The 14,217-nt window shown below is 70.7% G+C and carries 8 protein-coding genes and 4 pseudogenes; 6 read left to right on the forward strand and 6 right to left on the reverse strand.

Annotation, left to right across the window (positions count from 1 at the left end; translation table 11 throughout):
- Positions 1 to 195: 195 nt before the first annotated feature.
- On the forward strand, positions 196 to 1,002 hold the full coding sequence (locus tag AB0N14_RS28765) for an alpha/beta hydrolase (protein WP_366028629.1): 807 nt from the start codon (positions 196 to 198) through the stop codon (positions 1,000 to 1,002).
- An 80-nt stretch (positions 1,003 to 1,082) separates the two neighbouring features.
- On the opposite strand, the pseudogene AB0N14_RS28770 reads toward AB0N14_RS28765, so the two are convergent.
- Together AB0N14_RS28770 and AB0N14_RS28775 are read right to left on the reverse strand one after the other, a co-directional pair.
- Positions 1,083 to 3,847: pseudogene (locus AB0N14_RS28770) on the reverse strand (AAA family ATPase).
- A 711-nt stretch (positions 3,848 to 4,558) separates the two neighbouring features.
- Positions 4,559 to 5,005 carry a TetR family transcriptional regulator gene (locus tag AB0N14_RS28775; RefSeq protein ID WP_366028630.1) on the reverse strand — a complete coding sequence of 149 codons (447 nt, stop codon included), beginning with the start codon at positions 5,003 to 5,005 and terminating at the stop codon, positions 4,559 to 4,561.
- On the opposite strand from AB0N14_RS28775, the pseudogene AB0N14_RS28780 reads away from it, so the two are divergent.
- Together AB0N14_RS28780 and AB0N14_RS28785 are read left to right on the forward strand one after the other, a co-directional pair.
- A pseudogene (locus AB0N14_RS28780) lies at positions 4,979 to 5,176 on the forward strand (pyridine nucleotide-disulfide oxidoreductase); the annotation flags it as partial. The gene AB0N14_RS28775 and the pseudogene AB0N14_RS28780 sit on opposite strands and share 27 nt — an antisense overlap.
- Positions 5,173 to 5,776 (forward strand): annotated as a pseudogene (locus tag AB0N14_RS28785) (GPP34 family phosphoprotein). The pseudogenes AB0N14_RS28780 and AB0N14_RS28785, both read left to right, overlap by 4 nt.
- Positions 5,777 to 6,180: 404 nt before the next feature.
- Here the strand turns inward: AB0N14_RS28785 and AB0N14_RS28790 are convergent.
- Positions 6,181 to 6,738 (reverse strand): hypothetical protein, encoded by a 558-nt coding sequence (locus AB0N14_RS28790; protein ID WP_366028631.1) that lies wholly within the window; start codon positions 6,736 to 6,738, stop codon positions 6,181 to 6,183.
- Between the two features lie 965 nt (positions 6,739 to 7,703).
- Between AB0N14_RS28790 and AB0N14_RS28795 the strand changes: the two genes are divergently transcribed.
- The gene (locus tag AB0N14_RS28795) at positions 7,704 to 8,345 is read left to right on the forward strand and encodes a hypothetical protein (RefSeq protein WP_366028633.1); all 642 of its coding nucleotides are present in this window, start codon (positions 7,704 to 7,706) and stop codon (positions 8,343 to 8,345) included.
- Positions 8,346 to 8,883: 538 nt separating this feature from the next.
- On the opposite strand, the gene AB0N14_RS28800 is transcribed toward AB0N14_RS28795, so the two are convergent.
- From AB0N14_RS28800 to abc-f, 3 genes and pseudogenes are all read right to left on the reverse strand, one after another.
- Entirely contained in the window at positions 8,884 to 9,447 is a 564-nt protein-coding gene (locus AB0N14_RS28800) for a CGNR zinc finger domain-containing protein (RefSeq protein WP_366028634.1), read from the reverse strand.
- A gap of 125 nt (positions 9,448 to 9,572) precedes the next feature.
- Positions 9,573 to 10,572, reverse strand: a pseudogene (locus AB0N14_RS28805) (ATP-binding cassette domain-containing protein).
- 79 nt (positions 10,573 to 10,651) lie between these two features.
- Entirely contained in the window at positions 10,652 to 12,286 is a 1,635-nt protein-coding gene (gene abc-f, locus AB0N14_RS28810; RefSeq protein WP_366028635.1) for a ribosomal protection-like ABC-F family protein, read from the reverse strand.
- Between the two features lie 534 nt (positions 12,287 to 12,820).
- Between abc-f and AB0N14_RS28815 the strand changes: the two genes are divergently transcribed.
- Both AB0N14_RS28815 and AB0N14_RS28820 read left to right on the forward strand, forming a co-directional pair.
- Complete coding sequence (locus AB0N14_RS28815; RefSeq protein WP_366028704.1) at positions 12,821 to 13,489, forward strand: molybdopterin-dependent oxidoreductase; 669 nt, start codon at positions 12,821 to 12,823, stop codon at positions 13,487 to 13,489.
- Positions 13,437 to 14,129 (forward strand): cytochrome b/b6 domain-containing protein, encoded by a 693-nt coding sequence (locus tag AB0N14_RS28820; protein ID WP_366028636.1) that lies wholly within the window; start codon positions 13,437 to 13,439, stop codon positions 14,127 to 14,129. The genes AB0N14_RS28815 and AB0N14_RS28820 overlap by 53 nt, the downstream gene beginning before the upstream one ends.
- The last annotated feature ends 88 nt before the right edge of the window (positions 14,130 to 14,217 follow it).

Raw genomic sequence — 14,217 nt, forward strand, 5'->3', positions numbered from 1 at the left:
CGTGCGCAGCCTGATCCGGCAGGCATGGACCACTCACCGCTGGGACGAACGCCCGAACCGCCGACCATGACCGCACGCCTATCCGCGCGGCCTCTAAGTCATTCGACTGTCGCCCCTGGCCCGTGCCTCGACGATTCTGGAACAGTCGCCCGCGTGCCAGGTGCCGGGTGGTCGTCATGCTCGGAGGAGCCAGCCGTGAACCGTACTCCCGTCGTCTTCATCCATGGCGCATGGGTCCATGCGTTTTCCTGGGAGTCGTGGGCGGAGCGCTTCGCTAGCCGGGGATTCCTCGTCTTCACACCGGGATGGCCGGGGGAGGCAGCCGTCGCCCGGGAGGTGCGCAAGTCGCCCGAGACGCTCGGCGGCATCGGACTGGACGCGCTGACGGACCACTACGCCGACATCGTGCGGTCGTTCGAGGTTTCGCCGGTTGTCGTCGGCCATTCGGTCGGTGGGCTCATCGCGCAGCATCTCATCGGCGCCAATGTGGGCCGGGCAGCGGTGGCGATCGCACCCGCCCCGATCAACGGCGTCCCGCTGCCCGCCTCCCGGACCCGCTTGTGGACCCCCGACCAGGCGGACACCGCCGACCGGCTGGTGTCCCTGTCCCCGGAGCAGTTCCACCAGGTCTTTGCCAACACCGTCGCGGCGGAGGAGTCCGACCGGCTCTTCGAGGGCTATGTGGTGCCGGCACCGCGCCGGCTGCTCACCGACCTCGGATGCGCCGACGCGGACCGCAGCCCGCGCGCCGTGGCGGACATCGCCAACGCGCGTCGTGGCCCGCTCCTGCTGATCTCCGGGCAGCAGGACCGACTGGTGCCCGACTCCGTCACGCGTGCGGTCTACAAGCAGTACGGCGACTCCACGGCCGTGACCGACCTGAAGCAGTTCGCAGACCGCGCCCACTCGCTGGTCGTCGACAACGGATGGCGCTTGGTCGCCGACTACGTGCTCGGCTGGCTCGACGAACGTGGCATCCGCGCCCATCCCGTGGAGGGCTGAACACACCGCCGCCGACGGACGGAACCTGTCGTCCCGGGCCGTCGGCCACTGTGGTCACCGGTATGGGGCACACGTTCCGGTCACACGTTCTGCTCGCCGGGGATCTTGCCCAGTGCGTCGCGCAGCGCGGCGCGCGAGGTGATGCCGAGCTTGGGGAAGACCCGGTACAGGTGGGAGCTGACCGTGCGCGGCGACAGGTGCATGCGTTCGCCGATCTCCTTGTTGGTCAGGCCGCCGGCGGCGAGGTCGGCGATCCGGCGTTCCTGCCAGGTCAGCGCCGCGAGGTGCGCGGAGGAGGCGAGGGTGGCCGCGCCGGTGGCACGGAGCTCGGCCCGGGCTCGTTCGGTCCAGGTGGGTGCGCCGAGCCGTTCGAACGTCTCCGTGGCCAGGGTCAGGGACAGCCGTGCGGCTTTGCGTCCTTGGGTGTGGCGCAAGCGGATGCCGTGGGGAGGCGGATGCGGGCGTGTTCGAAGGGGAAGACGGCGGCGGCCGGGTGGGTTTCGGCGCGGTCGTACATGGCGTCGGCTTCCGTGGGATCGGCGGCGGTCATGGCGAGGGCGCCGTAGGTGATCAGGGCGAGCCGGGGGGAGATCTCGGGGAGGTTGGCTTCCTGCGCGGCGAGGGCGTGGGCGCGAGCTTGTTCGGCGCGGCCGGTGTGCAGGGCTGCTTCGACGAGGTCGAGGAGGGTGCGGGAGGCCTGGTGGGCGTAAGGGGTGAAGGTGCCGGGGGGTGTGATGCCGATGGCGTGGAGGTAGGCGGCTTCGTAGTCGCCTTCGCTGAGGGCGGCGGTGGTGCCGATGGCGTCGGCGATCTGGGTGAGGAAGCCGATGCCGCGGGGGCGGGCCCAGGCGTCGACGATCGCCTGCAGGCCCCTCGCGCGTTCGGTTTGGCCCCGCATCGCGGCCAGCAGACCGAGGTACGCACGGCTCTGGTGGGCGAACAGCGCATTGCGATGAGACGTGGTCAGTTCCAGGCAGCGTTCTCCTGTGCGCTCGGCCTCGTCCCACTCACCGACCGCCATCTGGTCGAGCATGATCAGGTGCAGCATGGTCATGCCGACCGAAGCGGCCCCCGTCTCGACCTCGCGGTCCACGGTGCGCTGCAGATAAGGCCGGTACTGGCTGAGCGTGTCCACGTGGTAGGCGGTGGCGCACAGGCGGGTGACGTCCCACGGTTCGAGGTCGCGGAGGCCGGCGAAGGCGCGCTCCACCCGCTCGTGCACGCCCGCACCGCGCCGCACCACGTCGCCCCAGGCGTCCTGGTATATGCGTGACATGAACGGCACGAGCTCGCCCAGGGAGCCGAAAAGCTCGTGAGTCGGTCCCCACGATGTCTCGTCGCTCGCGTACTGGTTGATGGCCAGCAGCAGGTTGACCAGTCGTGTGTGCATCTCGTCCGGCTCCCGTACGCCGCCGACCCGCATGCTCTCGATCGCCGCCAGCACCTGACGCTGCGAGGACCGTACGTCCCCGTCCTCGTACAGCGCGACGTAGGCCGATGCGACCACCGACGCCGGGGACTGGCTCTGCCCAATCCGGTGTCGGAGCCCACCAACCGCTGCGCCCGGTCCAGCTGGCCGGCGTGCCCGGCGATGAACGCCGCGCTGCCGAGCCTCCGGGACCGCTCCTCGAGGCTCTCGCTCAACTCCGCGGCACGGGTCAGCCAGGCCACGGCGGCAACGGCGCCGCCCCGCCGAGTGGCGGAGTCCGCGGCTGCTTCCAGTACGGCCGCGACCTGCTCGTCGGGATCGACCGTCGAGGCCGCCAGGTGCATGGCGCGCCGTTCCAGGTTCTCGCGGTGTACTTGGGCGAGAACGGCGTGGGCCGCGCGCCGCTCGTTGGGTGTCGTCATCTGGACGACCGTCGACCGCACCAGGGGATGCCGGAAGACGAAGTTCCCGGTGAGCGGATCGATGCCCAGCAGGCCGCAGGCCGCGGCCTCGTCGGCGTCCAGCATGCGGTAGCGGGTGCCCCCCCGGGCGGCCGGCCGCGGTGCCGGCCTCGACGCCGTCCAGGGCGCCGCGCAGCAGCTCCGCGCGCACGGCGTCGCCGAGGGTCTCGATGCGCGCACCGTACACGTGCTGGAGCCGCTGCGGCAGCGGGATGCCGGTGTACCCGGGCAGTTCCGCGGGGTCGCGTCCCGCCCGGCCGCCCCGCACGTGGGGCGGCAGTTCCAGCAGGGCCAGCGGATTTCCCTGGGCCTCGTCCAGCACCAGACGGCGGATCTGGGGGTCCAGCCCGGGATAGCGCATGTCCAGGAGCTGTTCGGAGGCCTTCTCCGACAGCGTGGTCACGGGCAGTTCGGGCAGCGCGGCGGTGTCGAAACCCGAGGGCACGGCGGCACGCAGACCGACTATCAGCTTCACCGAGCTGCCGGTGAGGCGGCGTCCCACGAAGCCGCAGACCTCGGTGCTTGAGGCGTCGAGCCACTGACCGTCGTCCAGCACGAGCAGGATGGGTTTCTGCGACGCCGCGAGCGACAGCAGGTCGAGGACGGCGATGCCGAGGGTCATGACCGACGGGGGAGTCCCCTCGCTCCTCGCGAACACGACGTCGAAGACTCTCCGGTGCACCTCGTCCAGCCGGTCCAGGTAGGACAGCAGCGGATACAGGAACTGGTGCAGGCCCGCGAACGGCAGTTCCGACTCGGCCTCGACCCCGGCCGCCCGGATCACCCTGTACTGCTCACCTGTTGCCAGTTCGGCCACGTGGTCCAGCAGGGCGCTCTTGCCCACACCCGTGTCGCCCCGCAGGACGAGAGCCCGGCCCCCGGAGGCCGCCACGAACGCCGACAGCGTCTCCTGCTCGCTTTCGCGGCCGACCATGGTCCCGATGACCGACTCCACTGTCCCCCACTCCCTTCCCCGCTGAACCACTCCGGTCCGCGCACGCCGGCGTGCCCGTGCGTACGGATCGCGACACCCATGACGTGCCCGCCACCTATTTCGGCCCACCTGGGACGAAGACTAAATGCCCCCAGGGGTTCACGTCACTTGATATGGCCGAAATGTTTCTTGTCGGACATGTGGCCGCCATACACCGGGTGTGCCTTCGGCGGTTCATGAGCCGTCGGTCCGGCGCACCGACCGGTACGAAGACGGAAACTCCCGGCCGGACGCCCCCGGCGTGGCCGGCGCGTACCGCGGTGACGGGCCCTGTCGTAACTGCCATCACATGTGAGCTACTGTCATACGTATCTACGGTGCGCGCATGTGTACGGATGCCTGGCAGGCGGAGGCCGGCAGGCGCACCGCTGGGGAACGAGGCGGGTGGGACTGGATCGATCGCGGGCCCCAGCCCTCCGACCGGACCCGTTCCCGGCCCGCGGGGGCGCCGGGCAGGCGGCCGCGCACGGCCCCCACGGGCGCCGATCCCTGAGGCCGCCGACGGGTTCACGGCCGCAGCGTGCGGAGGGCGGCGCGGACACGGCTGGGCAGGTCGTGGAATGAGTCGAGCGGCGGCGGGACGCAGCCGTACCGCAGCCGTATCGCCACCGCACAGGCCGACCGGCCCTCGGGAACACCTGGACACACGTGTTCCCGAGGGCCGTCGGTGTGTCAGGACGCACCGAGGCCGTGCAGCAGGGTGTCGACGACGACGTCCGCCGCCTGTGCGGGGCTCAGTTCGGGCAGTTGCCGGGACACAAGGTGCATGAGCTGGGGCAGCAGCGCGCTCGCCCATCCCTCCGGGAGACCGGGGCGCAGGAGGCCTTCGTCGGTGGCGCGTTCGAGGAAGGCGTCGACCTCGGCGACACAGGCGTCCCGGCGCCGGCGGACGGCCTCGTCGGCGAGCATGCGGGTGAGGTCGACGGGCCAGGTGCGGTTGACGGCGATGATGTTCTCGACGTAGCGGTGCAGGGCGACGGCGACGGGTGCCTCGCGCAGTCGTGCGTCCTTGATGGCGTGCTCGATGGCCGTGAGGCGGGATTCGTAGATGGCTGCGAGGAGTTCCTCGCGGGAGGCGAAGCGGCGGTAGACCGCATCCTCATCGACCCGGACCGTCACGTCGTCGTCGGCGCCACCTTCGCCGGGCCGGGCGTCGCCGAACTGCTGTACTCGGCCACCGTCGCCATCACCGCGGAGGTGCCCGTCGAGCGCCTCTGGCACGCCGTACCCGCCTTCCCCACGATCAGCGAGGTGTGGCTGCGCCTGCTGGAGACGAGGAGAGACTCATGACCATCGCACGCGACCTCGCGCTCGTCGCCCTGGGACCGCCGCCCGACCGGCCCGTGGAACAGGGCGACCTCTCCCTCGCGCTGGCGGGGGCGGAGGCGGTCGATCTGCTGGAGAGCGGGGCGCTGACGCTGGACGGCGACCGCGTGGTGCCCGGGCCGCCGGTGGCGACGGGCGACCGTCTGCTGGACCAGGCACTCTCCTCGCTCGTCCGGCGGGAGCCGTACGAGACGGCCGAGGACTGGCTGTGGCGCCGCGGCAGCGAACTCGCCGCGGCCTACGTCGACGACCTGGAACGGGCCGGGCTCATCGTCCACCCGCGGGGCCACGGGCTCCGGTCGCGGTTCACGCGGACCGTGCCGGCCGACTCCCCGGAGCGCCGTCGCGCGGAGGAGCGTCGGGCCTCGGGCGATCCGGTCCTCGCCGCTCTGACGGCCGTCCTGAGGATCGGCGACACCCCGTCGGAGGCGCGCGAGAGCCCAGATGGGGACGCGGTGAAACACGGTGCTGGCCGCCGTCGGGGACGCGGTGACGGAGCTGGAGGCCGTACGGCTGCGCCGGGGTGTCGAGGGCGGCGCGTTCGACAACATATGGCGGGGTTAGGAATCTTGCGGCGCGCACCCCGACGAGGTCACACCTGCGAGTGCCGGCAACCGAGTGTGTTTCCGGATGGGGGTCCGGCTCCACCTCGCCCACACCGAACTCAGCGCTGGCCGCCCGCTGTCGATCGCGGCCACGGTAGGCCGCTCCGCCCAACTGATCGACGGTCCCGGGTGGCGGCTCTGGCGGCACGGCTGCAGGATCCCGTGCTCAAGGTGGGGGAGCAGTGGTCGGACGCGGCACTGGGCGTCCCGGCCTGGGCCAGGGCGGAGGAGAAGGCCGGTTTCAGCCCGCTCCGCTCGCTCTGGCGCACCGGGCGACTCTCCCGTCCCGCGGCGGACAGCGTCGCACGGCACACACCCGCGTCCGGCCGGCGGGAGCCACCGCGCGCGGGGCGAGCGGAGGTGTCAGCCGGCCACGCGCGACTTGACGACGGTGTACATCACCGAACGCTGCTGCTTGTGACGCTGGATGCGTCCCTTGGCGACCAGGGATTCGAGGGTGTTCCGTACCACCTGCGGTGTCGGATTGCGGTCCGGGTACTTCTCCAGAAGTTCGTCCCGCAGTTCCTTCGCCAGGCGCGGCCCGTCGTGCTTGCCGAGCAGCTCCAACAGGAGGTCACCGAGCAGAGGCCGGCGCGACTTCCCCTTCGCGCCGGCCTTCGCCGCGTCACCCGCCGGAGCGCTCCTGGCCGAGGCCGAGCGTCGCGCAGTGGCTTCGGCAGGGGCTCGCTTCGCTTTTGCGGCGACGGGCTCGTCCTGCAACTGCTCGGGCAGACGTGACGGGTCCGCGAAGCCCTCGTACCGCTGGGCGAGGGTGAGGATGTCCGACAGGAGGGCCTCCTCCTGCTTCAACACCGTGAGTCTCTCCGCCAGTTCCTGCTGTCGACGGCGGTTCTCCTCCAGGTCCGACGCGGCTTGTTCTACCAACCGCGATCGGAGCGTGCCGGCTGATTGGCTGGTCACAACCGTTTCACTCCCTCGATATGGATGATGTTTGCGCATGGTACCCACGCCGAGGGTCCCGTGCAGATAAGTGTCAACGCCAGACGGTACGCCGGGCATGTTCACTTTTCACGATAAGCGCCGATGTGCTTGTGCATGTAGCTGGTGCCGACTCTTCTTCGGCCGTTCAAGGCGCGCGGCCGCCACCCGCACGTGGCTCCTTCGCACAGACTGCCCGGCAAGTGTGTCACCGAACCTTCCGTGACGACCCTTTACGGAGATTTGTGTGTCGGGCCTGAGCACGGTGGGCCGGGTGACCGGGCCCACCCCGTGCCATTTCTCACGTCGTGCCGATGGTCGCCCGTCCGGTCGGGTCACCGCTCCGGTCCGGGACGAGCGGTCCGCTTCACAAGAGCTTCCTCTCCTCGTGACGGCGCCGAGCGGCCATGCCGCGTGACATGTGTCTGTCGCCGTGAGGAGCCCTCTTGCCCTGCCGTCGGAGCCGGAACGGCGGTGGCGGACGACCGTCAGCATGGCAGCCGATGACCGTCGGTGGACAGGTATGTCGACTTGCCTCTCTCACACCCTCCGCATGCGCCATGCGTTGGATGACGGCAGGCGTCCGGTCGGTGGGCGGGCTCCCCGAACAGCCGGACGCGTCCTGCACGGGGGTGCCCGGCGAGCGGTGAAGGTGTTTCTTTGACAGGCGACACGTGTGCCTGGATGCTGAGACCGGCAGGACAGCGGGTGAACCTCGCGGTAGCCGTTCCGTTCATCCTCATGCCGGGCCGGCGAACAGCCGGGCGACTGCTTCCGGAGCCTGCTCCACCGGCAGATCGGTCAAGTGCCGTCGGACGGGACGCAGCCGTACCGCGCGGCGGTGCCGACCGGACGACGGAGTCCCCCGTCGGGCTGCGCGGCTTCGCGAAGGCGGTCCGGCCGATGGCTCGCCCCCACGGGTCGTCATGCCGGCGAGGAGGAGTCCCTTGTACGTTCTGATCCCCGACGATCCCGTGTTCTTCGCGAAGTTCCAGAGCCTTGAACAACCGCTTCTCCGCCACCTCTACCGACTCCACAGCGCGGGCCTGGAGTCCGACGACGAGCGGATCATCTCGGATGCCTACGACAGTTGGGTGCAGGTACTGCTGAAACTGCCGCTGTGGTCCGAGTGGCACACGGCGAGCACGTCCACCGACCCAGCTCCGGAGGAGTGGGCCGGATACGTTCTGTACAGCACGGGCGGCGACCAGCTGATGAGCCTGTATCCGATCGAGGTGACCGCGGCCGATCTCGGGCAACTGACGGCCTGCCTCGACCTGTTCGTCGAGCACGACCAGGCCCGGCCCGCGATGCCGGGCCAGACGCGCGCCGAGACGAGCGCCGAAAAGCCGGAAAAGGAGAGGGGTCTCACCGATGGCTTCCGCCGGGTCGTGGAGGTGCTCTTGCATCCTCCCCCGCAGCGGCTGCTCACCCTGCTGAGACATGTCGTGCTTCGAGGAACGCCCGTCTCCGTGACCCTGCCGGCCGAGCAGGAGACGGAGTACCGGCGCTTCTGCGAGGACATCGTGACCATCCTCAGCTCCGGCGACACCTTCGCCTACCGCAGCCACCGAGCCATGTATTTCTGAGACACCTCGGGCCGGTCTTCCCGGAGACCTCCCGGCGGGAGTCCTGGAAGCGGTTGCCGGGTGTGGGTGGTGTGCTGAACCTTTCGACCTGCCGTCACGTTGTCCAGTTGGAGGCTCCGCCGTCGGACACACGGACGGCGGGACCGGTAGGGGTCTTCCGGAGTCCTGCCACGCTCCCGTGGCAGGAGCACGTCCCCGCGCCGGCGGTTCGAGTCCCCCCTCAGGGCCGCCGGCGCGCTCCTGTCGCGCGTCACCGCGTCGCCCCGTCCGTTCACGCCGTGACCGGCGCGCGGCGAGGCATCGTCCGAGGACGGCCGTGGGTTCGGGCTCGTTCCCGCAGGCCCCTTGGACAGGTCCGGCGGCCCCCCGGCTGCCTCCTGGCCCGGCGCACGGGCGGCACCTGCCGCCGGCGCGCGGGAGCGTGGGACGTGCTGATGCACAGCTTCCGTGAGACGCTGGCAGCGCTCGCCCGCGCTGATCCCTGCAAGCGCTGCGACCGCACAAGCGCCGCGACCGCACGATGCCCGCGGCCAGGGGGTCAGCGCGTGGTCACGGCGGACGCGGTCTTCTTGCGTGCGCGGTAGGCGGCGGCCTTGTACTTGTTGCCGCAGGACTCCATGCCGCACCACTGCCGCCGCATGCCCCGGGACCGGTCGATGTAGACGCGCGTGCACTCGGGGTTGCCGCATTCCTTCAGCAGGGGGACGTCCGGGCCGCTGAGCAGTTCGACGGCCTGCCGTGCGACGGTGGCCAGGGCCTGCTCGGGGGTCGCCTCGGTGTGCCGGCCCGTGAGGGTGAGCTGCGGTGTCGCGGGGGTCTTGCGGGCGGCGCCGTTGACCACGGCGAGCGCCTGGCGGTCGAACTCCTCGCCGAGTCGCCGGTTGGTGACGAGCCGGTACATCGCTTCGCGCACGGCGATCGCCTCCCGGACGTCGTCCTCCTCGCCAGGCGTGATCGTGTCCACGAGTCCGGACTCCAGGTACCAGGCGTTGAGCCGCTCCGGGGTCACGAACATCTCGAACCGGGTCGAGCGCCGGGCGCGGAGGGTGGCCGCGAAGTCGAGCGCCGGGTGCCCGCATACGAAGACATGGTTAAGATTCACATCACCATCTTGACAGGTGACGCCCATGGGGCGCAAGCACCGTCAACAGAACCGTCACCCTTCAATGCGGTCATCCGGGTGAGATGGGGAAGTGATCGTACGGCACCGAGCGCGTTGGGCGCGGGTCAGGCCCGGGAGCCGGTCGCCGCCGCGCTCTCCCGCTGCCCGCCCTCCGCCTGAAGCCGCAGTTCGCACCCCTGCCACCGTCGGCGCAGCCAGCGGTCGTGACTGGCGAGGACGATCGCGCCGGGCCCCGGGCCGAAGCGCGGCCTCCAGTTCGTCGCACAGCGCCGGGGACAGGTGGTTGGTCGGCTCGTCGAGCAGCAGCAGCTGGGGCGGGCGGGCCACCAGCAGCGCCAGCGCCAGCCGCCGGCGCTGCCCCACGGACAGCTGCCCGACCGGTTTGCCCAGGTCCGCCTCGTGCATAACGCCGAGCGAGGTCAGCGGCACCTTCTCGGCCCGCTCCGAACCCAGCGACTGCTCGTAGGTGTCGCGCGCCGTGCGCTCGGGCCGGTCGAACACGGTGTCCTGGGTGAGCAGCCCCACAGTCAGCCGGCGCCGGCTGCGCACCTCGCCCTCCGCCGCGAGACGTCCGGCGAGCACGGCGAGCAGCGTCGATTTGCCCGCCCCGTTGCCGCCCGTGACCAGCAGCCGGTCGGTCGCCGACACCTCCAGGCCGTCCAGTGCGAGACGGCCGGGCACCCGCACGTCGTGCAGGGACACCAGCGGCTGCGGGCCCTGCTCCGCCCACGCGGCGTCGAGGAGTTCCTGGTGCCTGGGGTCGTCCTCCGGGACGCGGGCCAGCTCCTCGCCGAGCCGGTCCAGTTCCGCGAGGTCCTCGCGGGCCTCGCGCAGCGCCTCGTCGAGCACCGCGGCGATGGTCGAGCCGGCGTCGAACGGCATCTCCTGGTGGAGGAAGCCGAGGTCGCCGGGGCGGGTGACGCTTCCCGCGTCGGGTTCGTCCACGGCGGCGAGCACCCGCAGCAGGGTGGACTTTCCGGCGCCGTTCTCCCCGATGAGGCCGATGCGGTGGCCGGGGGAGGCGGTCAGGGAGACGCCGTCGAGGACACGCCGTCCGCCCAGGGAGCGGACCAGGTCGTGGGCGAGCAGAGCGGTCTGGGGCACAGGAAACCGTCCAACGTGATCGGTGGTCGGCCCGCCGGGCGCACGGCCTCGGACGCGGGCCACTGCACGCTCCGGCGGCTCACACCGCGGGGGCCCCCATCTCCTTGAGCACGCCGTCGGCCAGCCGCAGCCAGCGGCTGACCCCGATCTCGGCAAGGAAGCGCTCGTCGTGGCTGACCACCATGAAGGCGCCCTGATAGGAGTTGAGCGCGCTCTCGAGCTGCCCCGCGCTGACCAGGTCGAGGTTGTTGGTCGGCTCGTCGAGCAGCAGCAGGTGGGGCGCCGGTTCTGCGCACAGTGCGCAGGCCAGGGTGGCGCGCAGCCGTTCACCGCCGGAGAGCACCCCGACCGGCAGGTGCGCCCGCGCGCCCCGGAAAAGGAAGCGGGCGAGCAGGTTCATCCGCTCCGCATCGGGCCGCTCGGGCGCGAACGCCGCCAAGTTCTCCGCCACGGTGCGGTCCAGGTCCAGCAGACCCAGGCGCTGCGACAGGTAGGCGATCCGGCCGTCGTTGCGCTTGACCTTGCCGCTGTCCGGGGCGAGGTCGCCGGTGATCAGACGCATCAGGGTGGTCTTGCCCGCGCCGTTGGGGCCGGTCAGCGCGATGCGCTCGGGGCCCCGGATGGTCAGGTCGACACCGCCCTCGGCGAACACGGCCTCGTCTCCGAGACGCACCTGCATCCCTTCGCCGAGGAACAGGTTGCGACCGGCGGGCACCTTGGTGTCGGGCAGTTCCAGGGTGAGGCGCTGCTCCTCGCGCAGCGCGCGCCCGACCTCGTCGAGGCGGGCCTTGGCCTCGCTGACCCGGGCCGCGTGCATCTGCCCGGCCCGCCCCGCGGACTCCTGCGCGCCCCGCTTCATGTTGCCGGCGAAGATGCGGGGCAGACCGGCGTTCTTGAGGTTGCGTGCGGCGTTGCTCGCGCGGCGCTCGGCTCGCTCGCGAGCCTGCTGCATCTCCCGCTTCTCCCGCTTCACTTCCTGCTCGGCGTTGCGGACGTTCTTCTCGGCGACCTCCTGCTCGGCGTGGACGGCCTCCTCGTACTCGGTGAAGTTGCCGCCGTACAGGCGCAGTTCGTCGCTGCCGAGTTCGGCGATGCGTTCCATGCGGTCGAGCAGCGCGCGGTCGTGGCTGACCAGGAGCAGACAGCCGTTGAAGTCCGACAGCACGTCGTAGAGCTTGTGCCGGGCCTGAAGGTCGAGGTTGTTGGTGGGCTCGTCGAGCAGGAGTACGTCGGGGCGCTTGAGCAGCTGGGCGGCGAGGCCGAGCGAGACGACCTGGCCGCCGCTGAGCGTGCTCAGGCCGCGGTCCAGGGTGAGGTCTGCCAGGCCGAGACGGTCGAGTTGGGCGCGGGTGCGCTCCTCGATGTCCCAGTCGTCGCCGATGGTGGTGAAGTGCTCCTCGCTGACGTCGCCGGACTCCACGGCGTCCAGGGCACGGATGACCTCGGCGACGCCGAGCACCTCGGCGACCGTGAGGTTCCCGGTCAGGGGCAGGCTCTGCGGGAGGTAGCCGAGCGTGCCGCTGACGGACACCGAGCCGGTGGCAGGCTTCAGTTCGCCGGCGATCAGCTTGAGCAGGGTGCTTTTGCCGGAGCCGTTGGGGGCGACCAGGCCCGTACGGCCGGGGGCCACGGCGAAGGACAGGTCGTCGAAGACCGGGGTGTCGTCGGGCCAGGCGAAGGAGAGGTTCGAGGAGACGATGGCGGCGTCGGACATGGAAGCGACCTCGGAGGTACTGAGGGCAGAGCTCGGAGTTCTGCCCTGGGCAGACATGGGAAAAGGGGTACGACGAAACGGACCACCTCGGCAGCGCCCCTGAGCGCCGGCCGGTGGCCGTCAGATCCGGATCTCACCCGGAGATGTCGTCGTCACCCACCACGTCTGCGACTCCTCGAAACACGGTCTACGTCCCTCAGAGCCTAGCACGTGTCGTGGCCTTGCCCGGTTCCGGCCGTGCGGAGCTCATGCATGTGTGCCTGTGGGCACATGTCGAGTGCGCACATGCCGCGCTGTCCCATTCGTCGTGTTGTTGACAGCCCGAGTACGGCCGTGCCAGTATCGTCACCAGTTGAATAGGTGACGATGTCGCTGCATGGCTCGACAGTGTTCACACGTGTGGACCCGCCCGGCCGGCGCCGTCTGCCGTACGGCCGCACCTCGCCAGGATCGTCACCACTCCGAAGGAGCACACTGACCAAGGCAGGAAAGCCGAAGCCGAGGGCCGAGGGCGCACCGGTGGGACGGCGGGCGATGCTGGGCATGCTCGGCGCGGGCGCCGCGGGGCTCGCCGCCGCGCCCTACCTCCAGCGTGGCTGGGAGGGGTTCCTCGGTGCCGCCTCCCAGGTCGACGCCACCGGGCTGACCGGCCTGCTGCCCAATCCGGGCGGCTTCCGGTACTACAGCGTCGTCGGCTCGGTGCCGCACAAGGACGAGACGAACTACGAACTCACGGTCGGCGGACTGGTGGAGAAGCCGAAGACCTACACGCTCGCCGACCTGCGCGCGATGCCGCAGACCCGGGTCGTCCATGACGTGCTGTGCACGGACGGATGGCGTGTGGACAAGACGCCTTTCGAAGGGGTGAAGCTGGCGGACATCCTGGACGCCGCCGGGGTACGCTCCCCGGGCGCGGGGGTCCGCTTCTCCTGCTTCGACGGTGCCTACACCGAGAGCCTCACCCTGGAGCACGCCCGCCGCTCCGACGTCCTGGTGGCACTGAACATGCAGGACAAGCCCATCACCCACGACCACGGCGGACCCGTCCGTCTCTACGTGGCCCCCATGTACTTCTACAAGTCGGCCAAGTGGCTGTCCGGCATCTCGGTCACCGACAAGGTCGTTCCCGGCTACTGGGAGGAACGCGGTTATGCGATCGACGGCTGGCTCGACGGCGCCGACCGGCACAGCGACGCGGCCTGACCCCTCCGACCGGGTCCGCCGCTTCAGCACCGCCGAACGCATGGTCCACCGGGCCACCGGCTACCTGATGCTGGTGTGCCTGGTCTCCGCCGCCTGCCTGTACCTCGGGCCGCTCGCCCAACTGGTCGGACGGCGGCACCCGATGGTCACCGTGCACGAGTGGTCGGGCATCTCGCTGCCACTGCCCTTCCTGCTGGGACTCCTCTCGGCCGACTTCCGCGCGGACCTGCACAGGCTGAACCGGTTCGCGGTGTACGACCGGCGGTGGCTGCGGGCCGTCCGCAGGCGCAGGACGTCGCCCGAGGCGCGCCCGGCCGGCAAGTTCAACGCGGGGCAGAAGCTCTACGCGGGCTGGATCGCCGGCGCCGTCCTGGTCATGATGTTCACCGGCCTGCTGATGTGGTTCATGGGCCTGCTGCCCTTCATCTCCCGCACCAGCGCGATCTTCGTCCACGACCTGCTGGCCTGGACGATCACCTTCGTCGTCCTCGGGCACATGCGCGAGGCCTTCGAGGATCCGGAGGCGCGGCTCGGGATGCGTACCGGGTACGTCAGCCGGTCCTGGGCGCAGCGGTACCACTCCCGGTGGCTGCGCGAGGAGCGCGACGGCAGCGCGACCGAGGGAGCGGACGAGGTGTGACGTGGCCCCGGCGAGGGGGTGATGCCGGCCGGAAGGGCTCATGGACGACCGCAGTGCCCCGGACGCCGGGGCTTCCCGGTCGGACGGC

This window comes from Streptomyces sp. NPDC051104, assembly GCF_040682835.1.
Classification (GTDB): Bacteria; Actinomycetota; Actinomycetes; order Streptomycetales; family Streptomycetaceae; genus Streptomyces; species Streptomyces cynarae.

What these genes read in the sequence shown, in the direction of transcription:
- abc-f (WP_366028635.1), bottom strand. Translation starts at nt 12,286, where the DNA reads ATGTCCGACGCCGCCATCGTCTCCTCGAACCTCTCCTTCGCCTGGCCC.
- AB0N14_RS28815 (WP_366028704.1), top strand. Translation starts at nt 12,821, where the DNA reads ATGCTGGGCATGCTCGGCGCGGGCGCCGCGGGGCTCGCCGCCGCGCCC.
- AB0N14_RS28820 (WP_366028636.1), top strand. Translation starts at nt 13,437, where the DNA reads ATGCGATCGACGGCTGGCTCGACGGCGCCGACCGGCACAGCGACGCGG.